This is a genomic window from Pseudomonas sp. MS01C9 (assembly GCF_058202755.1).
The window spans coordinates 3,430,579-3,448,109 of the sequence record NZ_CM177073.1 but is presented as its reverse complement, the minus strand read 5'-3'; the positions used below and the strand labels follow the sequence as shown (position 1 = coordinate 3,448,109).

Annotated in this window: 16 protein-coding genes; 6 read left to right on the top strand and 10 right to left on the bottom strand. The window is 62.7% G+C overall.

Annotated elements, in window-relative coordinates:
* Nucleotides 1–53: 53 nt before the first annotated feature.
* The 5 genes from AC1M7R_RS15605 (at nt 54) to AC1M7R_RS15585 (ending at nt 3,563) form a co-directional block, all read left to right on the top strand.
* Nucleotides 54–1,550 (top strand): RNA polymerase factor sigma-54, encoded by a 1,497-nt coding sequence (locus tag AC1M7R_RS15605; RefSeq protein ID WP_072388385.1) that lies wholly within the window; start codon nt 54–56, stop codon nt 1,548–1,550.
* 76 nt (nt 1,551–1,626) lie between these two features.
* Complete coding sequence (gene hpf, locus AC1M7R_RS15600) at nt 1,627–1,935, top strand: ribosome hibernation-promoting factor, HPF/YfiA family (RefSeq protein ID WP_072388387.1); 309 nt, start codon at nt 1,627–1,629, stop codon at nt 1,933–1,935.
* 12 nt (nt 1,936–1,947) lie between these two features.
* On the top strand, nt 1,948–2,412 hold the full coding sequence (gene ptsN / locus AC1M7R_RS15595) for a PTS IIA-like nitrogen regulatory protein PtsN (RefSeq protein ID WP_072388389.1): 465 nt from the start codon (nt 1,948–1,950) through the stop codon (nt 2,410–2,412).
* A gap of 2 nt (nt 2,413–2,414) precedes the next feature.
* Nucleotides 2,415–3,272 (top strand): RNase adapter RapZ, encoded by an 858-nt coding sequence (gene rapZ, locus AC1M7R_RS15590; RefSeq protein ID WP_072430764.1) that lies wholly within the window; start codon nt 2,415–2,417, stop codon nt 3,270–3,272.
* 15 nt (nt 3,273–3,287) lie between these two features.
* A complete protein-coding gene (locus AC1M7R_RS15585) occupies nt 3,288–3,563 on the top strand; it encodes an HPr family phosphocarrier protein (RefSeq protein WP_072388393.1) in 276 nt (91 codons plus the stop codon).
* Between the two features lie 229 nt (nt 3,564–3,792).
* Here AC1M7R_RS15585 and AC1M7R_RS15580 read toward each other — a convergent pair whose 3' ends face one another.
* The 6 genes from AC1M7R_RS15580 to pmbA all read right to left on the bottom strand — a co-directional run bounded on the left by AC1M7R_RS15580 (nt 3,793) and on the right by pmbA (nt 9,090).
* A complete protein-coding gene (locus AC1M7R_RS15580; protein WP_072458688.1) occupies nt 3,793–4,683 on the bottom strand; it encodes a ZIP family metal transporter in 891 nt (296 codons plus the stop codon).
* Nucleotides 4,684–4,702: 19 nt separating this feature from the next.
* Nucleotides 4,703–5,326, bottom strand: a complete 624-nt coding sequence (locus tag AC1M7R_RS15575) for a superoxide dismutase (protein ID WP_072388397.1) — start codon at nt 5,324–5,326, stop codon at nt 4,703–4,705.
* A 2-nt stretch (nt 5,327–5,328) separates the two neighbouring features.
* Nucleotides 5,329–5,769: a DUF2753 family protein gene (locus AC1M7R_RS15570; protein WP_072430761.1), complete on the bottom strand. Its 441-nt coding sequence runs from the start codon at nt 5,767–5,769 to the stop codon at nt 5,329–5,331.
* A 27-nt stretch (nt 5,770–5,796) separates the two neighbouring features.
* Nucleotides 5,797–7,173, bottom strand: coding sequence for a class II fumarate hydratase (locus tag AC1M7R_RS15565; protein WP_072388400.1), 1,377 nt, complete (start codon nt 7,171–7,173; stop codon nt 5,797–5,799).
* On the bottom strand, nt 7,166–7,561 hold the full coding sequence (locus tag AC1M7R_RS15560) for a FagA protein (RefSeq protein WP_490609736.1): 396 nt from the start codon (nt 7,559–7,561) through the stop codon (nt 7,166–7,168). Before AC1M7R_RS15560 ends, AC1M7R_RS15565 begins: the two co-directional genes overlap by 8 nt.
* Before the next feature lie 182 nt (nt 7,562–7,743).
* Nucleotides 7,744–9,090, bottom strand: a complete 1,347-nt coding sequence (gene pmbA / locus AC1M7R_RS15555; RefSeq protein WP_072388404.1) for a metalloprotease PmbA — start codon at nt 9,088–9,090, stop codon at nt 7,744–7,746.
* 152 nt (nt 9,091–9,242) lie between these two features.
* Between pmbA and yjgA the strand changes: the two genes are divergently transcribed.
* The gene (gene yjgA, locus AC1M7R_RS15550) at nt 9,243–9,767 is read left to right on the top strand and encodes a ribosome biogenesis factor YjgA (RefSeq protein ID WP_072388406.1); all 525 of its coding nucleotides are present in this window, start codon (nt 9,243–9,245) and stop codon (nt 9,765–9,767) included.
* A gap of 44 nt (nt 9,768–9,811) precedes the next feature.
* On the opposite strand, the gene tldD is transcribed toward yjgA, so the two are convergent.
* From tldD to rng, 4 genes are all read right to left on the bottom strand, one after another.
* On the bottom strand, nt 9,812–11,254 hold the full coding sequence (gene tldD, locus AC1M7R_RS15545) for a metalloprotease TldD (RefSeq protein WP_072458690.1): 1,443 nt from the start codon (nt 11,252–11,254) through the stop codon (nt 9,812–9,814).
* A 5-nt stretch (nt 11,255–11,259) separates the two neighbouring features.
* A complete protein-coding gene (locus tag AC1M7R_RS15540; protein WP_490609735.1) occupies nt 11,260–12,123 on the bottom strand; it encodes a carbon-nitrogen hydrolase family protein in 864 nt (287 codons plus the stop codon).
* 78 nt (nt 12,124–12,201) lie between these two features.
* Complete coding sequence (locus tag AC1M7R_RS15535) at nt 12,202–16,005, bottom strand: YhdP family protein (protein WP_072388411.1); 3,804 nt, start codon at nt 16,003–16,005, stop codon at nt 12,202–12,204.
* Nucleotides 16,006–16,066: 61 nt separating this feature from the next.
* Entirely contained in the window at nt 16,067–17,524 is a 1,458-nt protein-coding gene (gene rng, locus AC1M7R_RS15530; protein ID WP_072388413.1) for a ribonuclease G, read from the bottom strand.
* Nucleotides 17,525–17,531: the final 7 nt, after the last annotated feature.

Below are 17,531 nucleotides of genomic sequence, written 5' to 3'. Positions count from 1 at the left end.
CCATGTAGTGGATGGCGCATGTGCGCCGGCGAATAAGGTGTTAAGCCCCTGCCATGAAACCATCGCTAGTCTTGAGAATGGGCCAGCAGCTGACGATGACACCGCAGCTGCAACAGGCCATCCGCCTGCTCCAATTGTCGACCCTGGACCTGCAACAGGAAATCCAGGAGGCCCTGGAGTCCAATCCGATGCTCGAACGCCAGGAAGAAGGCGACGACTTCGATAACTCCGACCCACTGGCCGACAACGTCGAACAGAAAACCAGTACCGAGATCCAGGAACCGTCCTATCAGGAGGAGTCCGCCCCCACGGTGGATAACCTGGAGGATGGCGAATGGAACGAACGCATCCCCAACGACCTCCCCGTGGACACGGCCTGGGAAGATGTCTACCAGACCAGCGCCAGCAGCCTGCCCAGCAGCGATGACGACGAGTGGGACTTCACCACCCGTACGTCCGCCGGCGAGAGCCTGCAAAGCCATCTCTTGTGGCAGCTGAACCTGGCGCCGATGTCCGATACCGATCGCCTGATCGCGGTGACCCTGATCGACTGCATCAACAACCAGGGTTACCTGGACGAGACCCTCGAAGAAATCCTCGAGGCCTTCGACCCCGAGCTGGACATCGAGCTGGATGAGATCGAAGCCGTTCTGCATCGCATCCAGCAGTTCGAACCGGCCGGCATCGGCGCCCGCAACCTGGGCGAATGCCTGTTGCTGCAGCTGCGTCAGTTGCCCGCCAAGACCCCTTGGCTGGCCGAAGCCAAGCGACTGGTCAGCGACTACATCGACTTGCTGGGCGGCCGTGACTACAGCCAGTTGATGCGGCGCATGAAACTCAAGGAAGATGAACTGCGCCAGGTGATCGAACTGGTCCAGAGCCTGAACCCGCGTCCAGGCTCGCAGATCGAGGCTACCGAGCCAGAATACGTAGTCCCCGACGTGATCGTGCGCAAGCACAACGATCGCTGGCTGGTGGAGCTGAACCAGGAAGCGGTCCCCAAGCTGCGGGTCAATGCCCAGTACGCCGGATTCGTGAGGCGCGCCGACACCAGCGCCGACAACACCTTCATGCGCAACCAGTTGCAGGAGGCGCGCTGGTTCATCAAGAGCCTGCAGAGCCGCAACGAGACCCTGATGAAGGTTGCCACCCAGATCGTCGAACATCAGCGCGGTTTCCTGGACTACGGCGACGAAGCGATGAAGCCGTTGGTCCTGCATGACATCGCCGAGGCGGTGGGCATGCACGAATCGACGATTTCCCGGGTGACCACACAGAAATTCATGCATACCCCACGGGGTATCTATGAACTGAAATACTTTTTCTCCAGCCACGTCAGCACCTCCGAAGGCGGCGAATGCTCGTCCACGGCCATCCGCGCGATCATCAAGAAACTGGTGGCAGCGGAAAATCAGAAAAAGCCGTTGAGTGACAGCAAGATCGCTGGTTTACTGGAGGCACAAGGCATTCAGGTGGCCCGCCGTACCGTCGCCAAATACCGTGAATCCCTCGGGATCGCGCCTTCGAGCGAACGCAAGCGGTTGATGTAACAGGCCACGCCACAGCGTTCCAGTGGCAGGCATTTCTGCCTGCCGCTTTATGCACTGGCAACGAAGGAGAAGCTGTATGCAAGTCAACATCAGTGGACACCAACTGGAAGTGACCAAGCCTCTGCGCGAGTACGTCGAGCTCAAGCTCAAGAAACTCGAAGGGCATTTCGACAAGATCACCAACGTGCAAGTCATCATGACGGTCGAGAAGCTTCTGCAGAAAATCGAAGCCACGCTGCATATCCCCGGCGGAGAAGTCGTTGCCAACGCGTCGCATGACGACATGTATGCCGCGATTGACCTGCTGACCGACAAGCTGGATCGCCAACTCAAAAAGCATAAGGAAAAGACCCAGAGCCTCCTCCAGGGCGCAACCGGTCGTTAATCCCCCCAATCCATGATCCGACTAGAAACCATCCTGACCCCCGGCCGTTCCCAGGTGAACGCGCCGGGTGGCAGTAAAAAGAAAGCCCTCGAACAAATTGCCAACCTGATCCACCGTGAAGTCGGGGATCTGGAAATGCAGGACGTCTTCGAGGCCCTGGTTGCCCGTGAGAAACTCGGTTCCACCGGTTTCGGCAACGGCATCGCCATTCCCCACTGCCGCCTCAAGGGTTGTGCCGCACCGATCAGTGCGCTGTTGCACCTTGAAGCCCCCATCGATTTCGACGCCATCGACGGCGCACCGGTCGACCTGCTGTTCGTGCTGCTGGTCCCGGAAGCCGCCACAGACGCGCACCTCGAACTGCTGCGCCAGATCGCCAGCATGCTGGACCGCAAGGAAGTGCGTGACAAACTGCGCAGCGCACCGAGCAACGAAGCCTTGTATCAGGTTGTCCTGGACGAACAGAACGGTCATTGAACATGCGCCTGATCATCGTCAGTGGCCGTTCCGGCTCCGGTAAAAGCACAGCCCTCAACGTGCTCGAAGACAATGGCTACTACTGCATCGACAACCTGCCGGCCGGGCTGCTGCCGGAGCTGGCCGAGCGGGCCCTGATCCATACCGAGCTGGCGCAGCCGCTGGTGGCGGTCTCCATCGATGCACGCAACCTGCCCAGCCACCTGTCGCGTTTCCCTGAGCTGCTCGAGGAAGTTCGCAACAAGCACATCCAGTGCGACGTGCTGTACCTGGACGCCGATGAAGAAACGTTGCTCAAGCGCTTTTCCGAAACCCGTCGGCGCCACCCACTGAGCAATGCCAATCGCTCCCTGGCCGAAGCCATCCACGACGAAAGCCAGTTGCTGGGGCCGATCGCCGACCTGGCGGACCTGAAGGTCAACACCACGCACCTGAACCTGTATCAGTTGCATGACACCATCAAGCTGCGCCTGCTGAACCAGCCCGAGCCGGGCACGGCGTTTTTGCTCGAGTCGTTCGGGTTCAAGCGCGGCATGCCGGTGGACGCCGACCTGGTATTCGATGTGCGCTGCCTGCCCAATCCCTACTGGAAACCGGAACTGCGCGAGCAGTCCGGGCTGGACCAGCCGGTGATCGACTACCTGGCCGCCCAGCCGGATGTCGAGGACATGTTCCAGGACATCTCTGCCTACCTGCTTAAGTGGCTGCCCCGCTTCGCCGCGAGCAATCGCGCCTATGTGACCATCGCCATCGGCTGCACCGGTGGTCATCATCGTTCCGTCTACCTGACCGAGCGCCTGGGTCGTCTCCTGCAACCCACCCTGAAGAATGTCCAGGTTCGCCACCGCGACCTCAGCTAAAGGATTCACATCGCGATGCCTGCTCAGGAAATTGAAATCATTAATAAATTGGGTTTGCATGCCCGCGCGTCAGCGAAATTCGTGGGTGTCGCGGGTAAGTTTCCAGATACCACGATCAGGGTCGGGCGCACGCCAGAGTCAACTGTCGATGGCAAGAGCATCATGGCGATGATGATGCTGGCTGCGGGCAAAGGCACCAGGATCCATCTGAGCACGGAAGGTGAAAAGGCCCAGGAAGCGATGGATGCGCTGGTTGCCCTGATCAACAACTACTTCGACGAAGGGGAATAGTCCCCCCTATGGTGAGGGATCCGCTGGTGAGTGGATTTAGCGAATCGTCGCACTGCCCCGCCGGGTTGCGAAGCAGCCCCAAAAAGAGCTCAGTCGACCTGATGCTCGGCGGTGACAGATATCAGGACTGCTTCGCAGCCCAGCGGGGATAAATCGCCTCGCCACCGATTGATTCCGGCCACCACTGATTGATCCCTGCCCCACCTACCTGCCCCGCAGGTTCCCCCTGTCACGCCAGCGCCGTATCCAGCACCATCATCAGGCAAAACCCCACCAACAATCCCAGGCTCGCCAGTTTCTCGTGACCATTGCGACGGGATTCGGGAATGACTTCGTGGGTCACCACCAGCAGCATCGCCCCTGCCGCCAACGCCAGACCCAGGGGCAAGAGCATCTCGGCCAGGCTCACCAACCAGGCGCACAGTAGCGCGAACACCGGCTCGACCAGCCCAGACGCCGCGCCAATCAGGAACGCCTTGACCCGCGACATGCCCGCCGTGGCCAGCACCAGCGCGATCACCAGTCCTTCGGGGACATCCTGCAAGGCGATGCCCATCGCCAGGCTGTCGGCATCGGGCATGCCGCCCCCGGCCGACACGCCCACCGCCATGCCTTCTGGAATGTTGTGGGCGATGATGGCGAACACGAACAACCAGATCCGCGGCGCGATGATCGGACGTCCTGGCGCTGCCACCAGCCTCTCGGGGCTGGCCGAGACCTTGCGGTCCACCAGGTACAGCCCGAACGCCCCCGACAGAATGCCAAAACAGATAAGGCCACTGGCGGCCCAAGGCGTGAACCCCAATTGCTCCGCTGCGGCAATGCCCGGCACGATCAGCGAAAACGCCGTGGCAGCGAGCATCACCCCGGCACCGAAGCCCAGCAGCGAATCGCTCACGGCCCGGGGCATACGCCGGATGACCAGCACCGGCACGGCCCCGAGCGCGGTGCCCAAGGCACAGAGTCCGCCGCCTTGAAGGGCTCGCAGCAACCTGGCCTCCAGGTCCAGCCACGCCAGGCCCTGGGCCGCCAGCAACGTCATCCCGGTCAACAACAGCAATGACCCCAAGGCATAGCGGAACATCCGTCCGCTTCCAATCGCCAGTGTTTGAGTATCCATAGTCAGCCTTGGAGGGGGTTCATGAAGGACTCGATGCCAGCGCCGCCTGATAGCGCCGGGCGACTTCAGGCCAGTTGATCACGTTGTAGAAAGCGTTGATGTATTCCGGCCGACGGTTCTGGTACAGCAGGTAGTACGCGTGCTCCCACACGTCCAGGCCCAGGATCGGCGTATTGCCGTTCATCAGCGGGCTGTCCTGGTTGGCGCTGCTTTCCACCACCAGGGCCTTCTGCGGGGTCACGCTCAGCCAGGCCCAGCCGCTGCCGAAGCGGCTCAACGCAGCCTTGGTGAACGCTTCCTTGAATCGCTCCAGGCCCCCCAGCTGTGTCTCGATCGCTGCGCCAAGCGCACCGTCCGGTTGACCGCCACCCTCGGGGGACATCACTTCCCAGAACAGGGAATGGTTGGCATGGCCACCGCCCTGATTGATCACCGCCGCCCGCAGGTTCTGCGGCAACTGCTCCACGCTGGCCAGCAGTTTTTCGATGGGCCATTGGGCGTACTCGCTGCCCTCCACCGCGGCGTTGAGGTTATTGATATAGGTCTGGTGGTGTTTCGTGTAGTGGATCTCCATGGTTTTCGCATCGATGTGCGGCTCCAGGGCATCGTAGGCGTAAGGCAGCGCAGGCAAGGTAAAAGCCATTTTCAATGAACTCCATAATGAAGAGGGGCATTGCGGTGCAAGAGTGATGTGTCTTTGCTTTGGAGCAACCGTTGGGTGCGGGGGTACTCGCCATGTTCACTGATGAAACCCAGCAGTTCGACATAAGTCCTGTGGCTCTGGCGCATCGCGGCCGCACGCAGCGCTGTCGGCATGCGCTCGTCCTGCAGGGTCTGCAGCAACCGTTGATGGATGGCGCACAAGTATTCGGCGCTTTCCTCTGGCTGGTTCAGGCGCAGGTGCAAGTCCGCCAGGTTGTGGTGGGAGACGACGCAGGCGGCCACGGCCTCGTCGGCGTCAGGCCAGCGCTCATACAGCACCTGCGCCAGGGCCAGGGCTTGCAGGTAGGCTTCGCGGGCATCCACCAGTTCGCCCAGCATGAAATGACGATTGGCTCGTTCGATCGTGCGTTTCCAGTGCTCCATGATGAGTCCTCCACACAGGGATCGGAATTACACACCGCCCGCCGTGAGCTTCTCGGGGTCCAGCAAGACCTCCAGTTCGCTACGCGACAGGTCGGTGTGTTCCAGGGCGACATCGATGACCGGGCGGCCTTGTTGATAAGCCGTCTTGGCGATTTGCGCGGCTTTCTGGTAACCGATGATCGGGTTCAATGCTGTAACCAGGATCGGGTTGCGCGACAACGCCTCCTTGAGCCTGGCCTCGTTGACCTTGAAGGTGGCAATGGCCTTGTCCGCCAGCAACCGGCTGACATTGGCCATCAAGGCGATGCTGCTCAGCAGGTTCTGAGCGATGATCGGCAACATCACATTCAGTTCGAAGTTGCCCGACTGGCCGGCCACGGTGATCACCGTGTCGTTGCCGATCACCTGGGTCGCGACCATCGCGGTGGCTTCCGCAATCACCGGGTTGACCTTGCCGGGCATGATAGAGGAGCCCGGCTGCAAGCCCTCCAGTTCGATCTCGCCCAGGCCAGCCAGGGGCCCGGAATTCATCCAGCGCAAGTCGTTGGCGATTTTCATCAACGACACCGCCGTGGTCTTGAGTTGCCCGGAAACCGCCACCGCGGTGTCCTGGGAACCGATCAGGGCGAACAGGTTCTTGCCAGGAGTGAATTGCACCTGGGTCAGCAAGGTCAGCTGCTGGCTGAACAGCTCGGCGAAGCGAGGGTGGGCATTGACCCCGGTCCCCACCGCAGTGCCCCCCTGGGCCAGGGCCTGCAGGCTTGGCAGCAGGTCCTGCAGATGGCCGATATTGGCTTTCAACTGCTGCGCCCATCCCTCCAGCACCTGGCTCAGGCGGACCGGCATCGCATCCATCAGGTGGGTGCGACCGGTCTTGATGAACGGATGAACCGCCACCGCCTTGCGCTCGATCACCTGGACAAGATGTGTCAGCGCCGGCAACAACTGCTCATGCAAGGCCAGTGCGGCGCTGACATGAATGCAGGTGGGAATGATGTCGTTACTGCTCTGCCCGCAGTTGACGTGGTCGTTAGGATTGACCGTCTCTCCCAGCAGCCGGCTGGCGAGGGTGGCGATCACTTCGTTGGCGTTCATGTTGGAACTGGTGCCGGAGCCGGTCTGGAAGATATCCACCGGGAAGTGATCCATGAAATGACCTTCGAGCAGCCCTTGGGCCGCATCGACGATGGCTTTGCCCTGGGCCGCGCTGATCTGTCCCAGCTCCACGTTGGCCCGGGCGGCGGCGGCCTTGGCCAGGATCAGTGCGCGAATGAACGCCGCCGGCATGCGCTGGCCACTGATGGGGAAGTTATCCACGGCACGCTGGGTCTGCGCGCCGTACAGGGCATCTGCCGGGACATGGAGCTCGCCCATGCTGTCGCGTTCGATACGGGTATTACTCATCGGGAAATCCTTGTACCGGTTCATTGAGAGAGAGGGAGGGTGCCAGGACACAGGTCGCCAGCGCCCAGGCATGGCTCTGCCAACGCCTCAGGCGACATTGGCAGAGTGATTGGCGTTCGAGATCGCGCAATGGGCGCCAGGCCTGGTCAAGACAGAGCGCCCGCCAGTGCCAGGGCAGCGCGATATCCGAGGCGGTGTCGAGCAGCAAGCGAAAGGCCGTTTCGCCGATCATCCATGGCGAAGTGGCGGTACAACAGGCCAGATAGCGCCCCTCAGCCAGGTAATGCTCAAGCAACCGCGGTTCGTCCGGGTTCATCGCGCAACGGATCTGGCGACTCATCCAGCGCCAGCTTTCAAGGTAAGGCTGTTCGTGCAAGGCAGGACTCATGACCGGGGCTCAATCGGCAAATGAGATTCATTATTAAATGATAATAAGAAGCAACACAAGTCTGAAAAGGAACAGATTGTGCCATCGGGAGCCCATGTCCTTGGGCCAGATAGGGTCAAGCGGACACAAAAAAAGGCGCGTCACCCGCTAGGATGACGCGCCGTCCTTATTGCGATGGCAGGTCAGCTGCCCGCCACCGTCATCCGTTCGATCAGCACGGAACCGGTGCGGATGTTGCTGCGCAGTTCCAGGTCGTTCCCCACGGCGAGGATCTGCTTGAACATGTCGCGCATGTTGCCGGCGATGGTCACTTCCTGGACCGGGAACTGGATCTCGCCATTTTCGACCCAGAACCCCGCCGCCCCCCGGGAGTAATCCCCAGTCACCATGTTCAGGCCGTGGCCCATCAGTTCGGTCACCAGCAACCCACGTCCCATGCGGCGCAGCAAGGCCGCCTGGTCCTCTTCGCCATGGCTGACGAACAGGTTGTGCACGCCACCGGCATTGGCGGTACTCGGCATACCGAGCTTACGGCCCGAATAGGTGCCCAGGATGTAGGACACCAGCTCGCCCTTCTCCACGAACGGCTTGGCATAGGTCGCCAGCCCATCGCCGTCGAAGGCCGAACTGCCCATGGCTCGCATCAGGTGCGGCCGCTCATCGATCGTCATCCATTCCGGAAACAGTTTCTGCCCCAGCGCGCCTTCGAGGAACGAAGACTTGCGATACAGATTGCCGCCGGACACTGCCGACAGGAAACTGCCGAACAGCCCACCGGCCAGTTCGGCGGCAAACAGCACCGGCACTTCGCAGGTCGGCACCGGCCGCGCGCCCAGGCGGCTGGCCGCCCGCTGTGCGGCTTTCTGGCCGATGCTCACCGGGTCCGCCAGCAGGTTGCCCTGACGGTTCACGTCGTACCAGTAGTCGCGCTGCATCTGCCCGTCGGCCTCGGCAATCATCACGCAGCTGAGGCTGTGACGGGTCGAGGCGTAGCCACCAATGAATCCGTGACTGTTGCCGTAGACCCGGCAGCCCTGGTGGGTATTGAGCGTCGTACCGTCGGCGTTCCGGATCCGGCTGTCGGCATCGAACGCCGCCGCCTCGCAGCGCAACGCCTGTTCGATGGCCTGCTCGGGCGTGATATCCCAGGCGTGAAACAGGTCGAAATCAGGTTGTTCCTTGCACATCAGCGCCGCATCGGCCAACCCCGAGGCTTCGTCTTCGGACGTGTGCCTGGCAATCGCCAGTGCCGCGGCGACGGTTTCGCGGATGGCATCAGGACCACTGGCCGAAGTGCTGGCCGAGCCCTTGCGCTGGCCCACGTACAATGTGATACCGAAACCCTGGTCGCGGTTGAACTCGACGGTCTCCACCTCCCGCTGGCGCACCGACGTCGACAGTCCCTGCTCCAGGGACACAGCCACTTCGCAGGCGCTGGCGCCCTGTCGCCGGGCTTCGGCGAGGATCTGCTCGACTTGTTCCTGCAGTGCCGGCAATGCTTGCGGACCGACGCTTTGAACTGCACTCATGGTGTTCTCCACTCAAATTCTGCTTTCGGTCGGGGCCTGCGGGAAAAGTGCCTGCGCGACTTTTCATACAAACCCGAGGCCTTCGAGCGACCGGGCCGGACAAGCGGCCCCCGACTGGTTATCATGGCGGCGTTTCTTTGCGGACTGCCACCATGGTTGATTCTTACGACGACTCCCTCTACGAGGGCGAAAAAAGCAAATCCCAGGTCAAACGCGAGCTGCATGCTCTGGTTGACCTCGGCGAGCGCCTCACGACACTCAAGCCCGACTTGCTGGCCAAACTGCCCCTGACCGACGCCCTGCGCCGGGCCCTGGCCGATGCGCCCAAGCACACCGCGAACATCGCGCGTAAACGGCACCTGCAGTTCATCGGCAAACTGATGCGAGATCAGGACACCAGCGCCATCCTGGTCCTGCTCGATCAACTCGATGCCTCCACCCGGCAATACAACGAACGCTTCCATAACCTGGAGCGCTGGCGTGATCGCCTGATCGCGGGCGACGACGGCACCCTGGAAAAATTCGTCATCGAGTACCCGGAGGCCGATCGCCAGCAATTGCGCTCCCTGATCCGTCAGGCCCAGCACGAACTGGCGCAGAACAAGCCACCGGCCTCGAGCCGTAAAATCTTCAAGTACATCCGTGAGCTGGACGAGACTCAACGCGGTTTGCGCTGAGTCGCGCCACGGGTGGAGGCCTTGCACTCCACCCGACGCTCCCATCATGCGCCCGTGCCACCCACGGTAATCGCATCGATCTTCAGGGTCGGCTGGCCGACACCCACTGGCACCGATTGCCCATCCTTGCCACATGTACCCACGCCGCTGTCCAGCGCCAGGTCGTTACCCACCATCGACACCTTGCTCATCGCCTCCGGTCCGTTGCCGATCAGCGTCGCGCCCTTGACTGGCGCGGTGATCTTGCCGTCTTCGATCAGGTAGGCCTCGCTGGTGGAGAACACGAACTTGCCGCTGGTGATGTCTACCTGGCCGCCGCCGAGGTTGGCGCAGTAGATGCCTTTCTTCACCGAAGCGATGATCTCAGCCGGGTCGCTCTGGCCACCCAGCATGTAAGTGTTGGTCATGCGCGGCATGGGCAGGTGCGCGTAGGATTCCCGGCGCCCGTTGCCGGTGCGGGCCACGCCCATGAGCCGGGCGTTGAGCTTGTCCTGCATGTAACCCTTGAGCACGCCGTTTTCGATCAGCGTGGTGCATTCGGTCGGGGTGCCTTCGTCATCGACGCTCAATGAACCGCGCCGTCCGGCCAGGGTGCCATCATCGACAATGGTGCAGAGTTTCGAGGCGACCATCTCGCCCATGCGTCCGCTATAGGCCGAACTGCCCTTGCGGTTGAAATCCCCTTCCAGGCCATGGCCCACCGCTTCATGCAGCAGCACGCCGGACCAGCCGGACCCCAGCACCACTGGCAACGTGCCAGCCGGCGCCGGAATCGCTTCCAGGTTGACCAGGGCCTGGCGCAACGCCTCGCGGGCGTAGCCCATGGCGCGGTCTTCGCTGAGGAAATAACGGTAGTCGGTACGTCCGCCACCGCCGTGGCCGCCACGCTCGCGGCGACCGTTCTGCTCGACGATCACGCTGACGTTGAAACGCACCAGTGGCCGTACGTCCGCCGCCAGGCCGCCATCGGTGGAGGCCACCAGGATCCGCTCCCAGACCCCGGCCATGCTCACCGACACCTGCTGGATACGTGGGTCCAGGGCACGGGTGGCGACGTCGATGCGCTTGAGCAGCTCGACCTTTTCGGCGCGGCTCATCACCTCAAGCGGGTTGTCCGGCGCATACAACTGCGCGACGTCCTGGCGGGTGAATGCCTGGACCTTGCCGTTCTGCCCGGCACGGGAAATCGAGCGGGCCGCGCGGGCGGCAGCTGCGAGGGCTTCCAGGGTGATGGCGTTGCTGTAGGCAAAACCGGTCTTTTCCCCGGACTGGGCCCGTACACCCACCCCCTGGTCAAGGTTGAAACTGCCTTCCTTGACGATACCGTCTTCCAGGGACCAGGACTCGGAAATCTGCCCCTGGAAATACAGGTCGGCTGCATCGATGCCCGGGCCGGCCAGGTCGCCCAGCACGCTCTGCAGGCTTTCCAGGGTCACGCCGCCGGGGGCTAAAAGGTGTTCGCTGACTGAGGACAACAACCCGCTCATATGTTCTACGCCTTGAATTCGTCGTCTTGGACAGGCCGCTGTCGAGCGCCCTGCGAGAAAAAGCGCCGATGGCTTGCCACCGGCATGCGCGCCCTGATGGACGCCTGTTCGCTGCTGTCCAACTCGGCCAGCAGCACGGCTTCGCCTTGATCCTGGTGCGCCAGCACCCGCCCCCACGGGTCGACGATGGCGGCGTGGCCAAAGGTTTCACGTGGCCCCGGATGCACGCCACCCTGTGCGGCCGCCAGCACGTAGCACTGGGTTTCAATGGCCCGGGCGCGAATCAACACCTCCCAATGAGCGGCACCGGTGACCGCCGTGAACGCCGAGGGCGCGGTGATCAGCTCGGCCCCGGCAGCCCGGAGCTCGCTATAGAGTTCCGGAAAACGCAAGTCATAGCAGACCGTCAGGCCCACACGCCCTACGGGCGTATCGGCGACCACCACGTTACCGCCATAAGCATAGTCATCCGACTCACGATAGCGTCCCCGATTGTCCGCCACGTCCACGTCGAACAGGTGCAGCTTGTCGTAGCGCGCCACCACCTGGCCCTGATCGTCTATCAACAGCGAACAGGCATGGGCCTTGGCCTCGGGCCGATCCACCGGCGGCAAGGGCAACGTCCCGGCCACGATCCATAACCTGAGGTCGCGGGCGACCTGTTTCAACCAGGGCAGGATCGGCCCCTGACCAAAGGCTTCGGCGCGACCGATGTCGGCAATGTCACGCCGTCCCATGGCCGCGAAATTCTCGGGCAGCACCGCCAGTCTCGCGCCGCCGGCAGCGGCCTGCTCCAGCAGTACCCGGGCGCGGGCCAGATTGGCGAGCACATCGCTCTGGCTGACCATTTGAATCACGGCGACTGGCATGGTGTTTCCCTCATTTTCTGCATCATTCTCCCGTGGGGGCGAGCAAGCTCGCTCCCACGGGAGTTATCCCATCGTCCATCAGAACGGCTTGTCGAAGGTGATCTTCGGCTCCTTCCAAGGCCCTTTGACGTCGTATCTTACGCTGGCGAACCGCGCCACGCGGTCGCCGATCAGTTTATCGATCAGAAACAATGCGCCTCCCACCGCCGGTGCGCCGACAATCAGCGCGGCAATCGGCAGGTTATTGGTCACCGGCAGCGTCACCAGCAGCTTGGCGTCGACCCGGTCGCCCACCATGTCCAGCGTTCCGTTGAGTTCCAGGTTGCTCGACGGCCCCGTCAGCGTAATGGGTTCACGGGTCACGTAGACACCATCGCTGGCCACCAGCAGCCCCTTGACCCGGTCATAGCTCAGGCCCTTGCCGAACAGATCGGAGAAATCCAGGCGCAGCCGTCGGCCGATGGAGTTGAAGTTCAGCAAACCGAATACCCTCAGCGCCTGGGCGCTGCCTTCGATCTCGACGAACTGGCCCTTGCTCAGCGAGGCATCGAGGCTGCCGGAAAAGCGCTTGGTGGCGACCCACGCCGGCGAGCCGGGCCAACGGCCATCGACATCCAGGCGGAATTCCTGGCTGGTCACGCTGGGGGCGAAGCCCCAACCCTTGAGCACGTCGGCCAGGTTCTTGCCGCTGATGCGTCCCTTGTACCAACTGCTGGTGGCGCCTGGCGCACCTTCCCAACCGCCGCTGCCGTTCAAGACCATGCCCTTGAGCCCCATGTCCAGGTTGCTCAGCGCGATGCCCTTGGCAGTCGGCCGTACTTTCAGAGACCACGCGCCGATCAGGTCAGTGCCCTGGAACAATTGGCCAATGGCGATATCCATGGCCGGGATCCGGGTGGGATCGACCGATGCCAACGGGTCTGGGGCATTTTCGTCGGCCTGTACCGTCGGGTCCGCAGCCGGCAGGCGGACATAATCCAGCTTGATGCCGATGGGCGCGGCCTTGGCGTCCGGCAGGCTGACATTGCCCTTGGCCTGCTGGCTGTCGAGGCGCAAGGCCCAGGCGTCCGGCTTGCGGTCGAGCTGCAGCGCCACCTGGTCCAGGGTCGTGCCCATGGCCGTGAGCTTGCCCACCTTCAGGTCGGCGCCGCTGAGCAGTTGCCTGGCGCTGCCGCCCGGGTCGTGACCTGCGTATTTGTTCACCAGTTCCTGCCAGGGCTCCACGTCCAGCTCAGGCAGCGAGCCTCGCAGCCGTATGCCCTTGGCGCCCGGCAACACGGCATCGCCATCCCCCAGCAGCAGCTCGCCACGCCCTTCGGCCACCTTGCCGCTCGGTGCCGCATAGGTGAAATTGGCCACATCGCCGTAGTCCACCCAATAGCGTCGCTCCGCGCCTTGCAGCGTCATGCGAAACACCGTGTCACGGCCGACATCGGCTGCCAGACCAAAAGGCGCGGGCAGGTTCACGGCCACGCCCTTGAGATTGGAGTTGACCGACAACTGGCTGTCGGCGCCGTCCAGGATGACTTGCAACTGATACGGAATCACCCCGGATACGGGCAACGCCTGGGTGACGCCCAGCCAGTCGGTGAGCTTCTTGGTCTCCACCCGTCCGGACGCCGTTATCCGGGTATTGAGCGCACCGGCACGGCCTTCGGCAAAGATCTGCGCCGTCACGGGCCGGTCGAATGCCTGGGCGGAAATGTTCTTGCCGCTCAGCCCCTTGCTGCTGTCGAAGCGCAAGTCGCCTTTGAGCTGGGTCAACTCCAGCGCCGGCTCGCTGAGCTTGAGCCGGGCCTTGTCGGTATTGAAGTCCACGAGAATCTTGGGCTGCTCGCCCTTGGCCAGGGGAATGTCCAGCTTCACATTGCCTTGCAGGCTCCCCTCGCCTTCCCATCCGGCGAACGTCTCGGCGGTGCCGATCGGTGCCGTCTGGAGGATTTTCAGACCGTCTCCCAGGCCACCAGCGAACCCGCCGTCCAACAGCAGATGCGAAGGTTGCCCGCTCGGGGCATGGGGAATTTCCACCGTGACGTCCTTGACCTGCGTGTCCAGCAACTGGCCCTGGCTGGCATAGATGCGCACGCCGCTGTCCTCGACGAAGACGTCGCCGCTGACCTTGCTGACCGAAGGCCAGCCCGGCTGGAACGCCAGTTCGGCGTCATGAACCTTGAAAAACAGGCTGATGCTGCGGGCCGCGTCTCCGGCACCGTGGTTAAGCGAGCCTTGGTACTGGAAAAAACCCTGGTCTACCGCCCCTTTGACGATGGCCGTACGCAGCCACTCGTCCAGGGCCGGGCTCAGGACCGCCGGCAGATACTTGGCGGTGTAGCGACCGTCGCCATCCACCAGGCCCACTCGCAGGTCCATGTAGTCTTCCTGGCTGTGGTCCAGGTGCAGGCGAATCAGGAAATCGCCGGCGATCCTGCCCTCTTCTCCCAGTACCTTCAGGTAGGGCGCGATCAGGGTGAAGCTTTGCTTGTCCAGTTTCCAGGTCAACCGTGCGTTGGCCTGCAGGTACTGCCACGGCTTGGCGAAGATCGGGTCCAGGTGCAGGACGAAATCCTTGCTGTCCATGCGCAGCTCACCGCCACCGAGGTCGCCACTGAGGCTGCCCGAGACGTTGCGCGCCGCCGGTGCGCCGCGATAGGCATCGAACCCGACGGTATCCAGGTTGGTGGCGAAGCTGACCTTGCGGTCGCCAGCGTTCTGTGGACGGTAGTCCAGCAGCACGTTGCGCAAGGCGCCGGTCACCTTGAGCCGGTCGATCGCCGTCGCGACGCCTTCGGGCAACGGTGCCAGGGAATGGAGCAGGGGCGTGAGCGGGGTCAGGTCGAGGCGGTCGGCCTGCAGGTGCCAGAGTTCTTCGGCCTTCTCGGTGGCGGCACTCTGTTGCAATTGCAGGCGCGACTCCCAGCGGGTTTCCCCCAGGCTCATCGCCAGGGAGTCGAACGTCGCGGTAAAACCGTCCGCGCCACGCTGGAAATACCCATCGAGCGCCAGGTTGCGGACCTGCACCGGCTTGCGCTCGGCATAGGCTCCCGTGAGCTGCGGCGCATTCAAGCGTACGGCCGCACTTTGCAGCGTCCCCGCGCCCCAGCTCAACCAGAGTTCACCGCCCGCCTTGATCTGGGAGAAATGCCATTGTCGGGTCAGGCCTTTGGGCAGCCATTTCGACCAGTCACTCTGGGGCAGGCTCAGGTAGGCTTCGGCCTGACCGTTCTTCCAATCGCTGGCTCGGATGCGGGTGCGCAGGTTGAGCGCCACCGGTTGGCCGTCGGGCAGGGTCAGGCGGGCATCCAGGCGCTGACGGGTGGCCCCGGTCTTCAGGCTCAGGCCGACATAGGTCAGGGTCAGCGGCGATTGTTCCAGGGGTTGCAAGGTGACCTGGCTGTCGAGGATCGAAAGCCTGGAGATCATCTGCATGCGCTCCAGCAACTGCTGCGGATCCAGGGGCTGGTCGTCCTTCACCGGCAGGCCTTCCAGGGCCCACTGGCCGTCCGCGCCTTCCTTGAGGCTGACTTTCAGGCCGCCAAGCTCCAGATGAGCGATGCGCACCTGACGCGCCAGCAGGCTGCCCCACAAGTCGGGTACGGCCCGCACCTGGTCCAGGTGCAGGGCATTGGCGCCGTCTCCCACCGTCACGTCGTGGGCCGACAGGATCGGCGCCAATGCGCTCCAGCCACCCTCCAGGCTGCCAATGTGCACGGGCATGCCCAAGGCATCGCCGGCCCGGGTCTCGACCTCTGCGCGATACTCCGCCACCAGGGGCGCCAGCTCCCGGCCAAGGCTGACATACAATGCCAGCAGTACCAACAGCAGCGCGCACAGACCCAGCCCCCAACGGGTCAGCGTGGCCAAAATGCGTATCAAACGCTCCATGTCAGCAGACTCCCCTGGCAATGGTGTTCAAATCAGCGAGATCGCTGTTTCAGGAGCCACGTCAGAGCAGCACAACGTCGTATTGTTCCTGGGAATACATGGTTTCGACCTGGAAGCGAATCGTTCGCCCGATAAAGGCCTCCAACTCCGCGACATTACCCGATTCCTCGTCGAGCAGGCGGTCCACCACTTTCTGGTTAGCCAACACTCTATAGCCGGTGGCCTGGTAGGCGCGCGCTTCCCGGAGAATTTCCCGGAAGATTTCGTAACACACGGTTTCCGGGGTCTTGAGCTTGCCCCGTCCCTGGCAGCTGCTGCATGGTTCGCACAGCACTTGCTCGAGGCTTTCACGAGTGCGCTTGCGGGTCATCTGCACCAGGCCCAGCTCGGTGATACCGATGATGTTGGTCTTGGCGTGATCGCGCTCGAGTTGTTTCTCCAGCGTCCTCAACACCTGGCGCTGATGCTCTTCGTCTTCCATGTCGATGAAGTCGATGATGATGATCCCGCCCAGGTTGCGCAGGCGCAATTGCCGGGCAATGGCCGTGGCCGCCTCGAGGTTGGTCTTGAAAATGGTTTCTTCGAGGTTGCGGTGGCCGACGAAGGCACCGGTATTGACGTCGATGGTGCTCATGGCTTCGGCCGGGTCCACCACCAGGTACCCGCCGGACTTGAGCGGCACCTTGCGCTCGAGGGCTTTCTGGATCTCGTCCTCGACGCCGTACAGGTCGAATATCGGCCGCTCGCCGGGGTAATGCTCGAGACGGTCGGCGATTTCCGGCATCAGCTCGGCCACGAACTGAGTGGTCTTCTGGAAGGTTTCCCGGGAATCGATGCGGATTTTCTCGATCTTGGGGCTGACCAGGTCCCGCAGGGTCCGCAGTGCCAGGCCCAGGTCCTCGTAGATCACGCTGGGAGTGGCGATGGTCTTGATCTGGGCGGCAATCTGGTCCCAGAGCCTGCGCAGGTAGCGGATATCCATGAGGATCTCATCGGCCCCGGCCCCTTCGGCGGCGGTGCGCAGGATAAAGCCGCCGGTCTCCTTGATGCCTTCTTTTTCCACACAGTCGCTGACCACCTGCTTGAGGCGCTCGCGCTCGGCTTCGTCCTCGATCTTCAGGGAAATCCCGACGTGGGCGGTACGCGGCATGTACACCAGGTAGCGCGACGGAATGGACAGTTGCGTGGTCAGGCGCGCGCCCTTGGAGCCGATGGGGTCCTTGGTGACCTGCACCACCAGGCTCTGGCCTTCATGGACCAGGGCGCCGATGCTTTCCACCGCCGGCCCCTCGCGCATGGAGATTTCCGAGGCATGGATGAACGCCGCGCGGTCCAGGCCGATATCGACGAATGCCGCCTGCATGCCCGGCAACACCCGCACCACCTTGCCCTTGTAGATATTGCCGACAATGCCGCGCTTCTGCGTACGCTCGACATGAACCTCTTGCAACACACCGTTTTCAACCACCGCCACGCGCGATTCCATCGGCGTGATGTTGATCAGGATCTCTTCACTCATGGCAGGG

Coding starts and splice junctions, on each gene's coding strand:
- AC1M7R_RS15570 (WP_072430761.1), bottom strand. CDS start 5,769: ATGGAGCACTGGAAACGCACGATCGAACGAGCCAATCGTCATTTCATG.
- AC1M7R_RS15580 (WP_072458688.1), bottom strand. CDS start 4,683: ATGGATACTCAAACACTGGCGATTGGAAGCGGACGGATGTTCCGCTAT.
- AC1M7R_RS15535 (WP_072388411.1), bottom strand. CDS start 16,005: ATGGAGCGTTTGATACGCATTTTGGCCACGCTGACCCGTTGGGGGCTG.
- AC1M7R_RS15605 (WP_072388385.1), top strand. CDS start 54: ATGAAACCATCGCTAGTCTTGAGAATGGGCCAGCAGCTGACGATGACA.
- AC1M7R_RS15575 (WP_072388397.1), bottom strand. CDS start 5,326: ATGGCTTTTACCTTGCCTGCGCTGCCTTACGCCTACGATGCCCTGGAG.
- AC1M7R_RS15585 (WP_072388393.1), top strand. CDS start 3,288: ATGCCTGCTCAGGAAATTGAAATCATTAATAAATTGGGTTTGCATGCC.
- rng (WP_072388413.1), bottom strand. CDS start 17,524: ATGAGTGAAGAGATCCTGATCAACATCACGCCGATGGAATCGCGCGTG.
- pmbA (WP_072388404.1), bottom strand. CDS start 9,090: ATGAGTGCAGTTCAAAGCGTCGGTCCGCAAGCATTGCCGGCACTGCAG.
- AC1M7R_RS15540 (WP_490609735.1), bottom strand. CDS start 12,123: ATGCCAGTCGCCGTGATTCAAATGGTCAGCCAGAGCGATGTGCTCGCC.
- AC1M7R_RS15560 (WP_490609736.1), bottom strand. CDS start 7,561: ATGAGTCCTGCCTTGCACGAACAGCCTTACCTTGAAAGCTGGCGCTGG.
- AC1M7R_RS15565 (WP_072388400.1), bottom strand. CDS start 7,173: ATGAGTAATACCCGTATCGAACGCGACAGCATGGGCGAGCTCCATGTC.
- yjgA (WP_072388406.1), top strand. CDS start 9,243: ATGGTTGATTCTTACGACGACTCCCTCTACGAGGGCGAAAAAAGCAAA.
- tldD (WP_072458690.1), bottom strand. CDS start 11,254: ATGAGCGGGTTGTTGTCCTCAGTCAGCGAACACCTTTTAGCCCCCGGC.
- ptsN (WP_072388389.1), top strand. CDS start 1,948: ATGATCCGACTAGAAACCATCCTGACCCCCGGCCGTTCCCAGGTGAAC.
- rapZ (WP_072430764.1), top strand. CDS start 2,415: ATGCGCCTGATCATCGTCAGTGGCCGTTCCGGCTCCGGTAAAAGCACA.
- hpf (WP_072388387.1), top strand. CDS start 1,627: ATGCAAGTCAACATCAGTGGACACCAACTGGAAGTGACCAAGCCTCTG.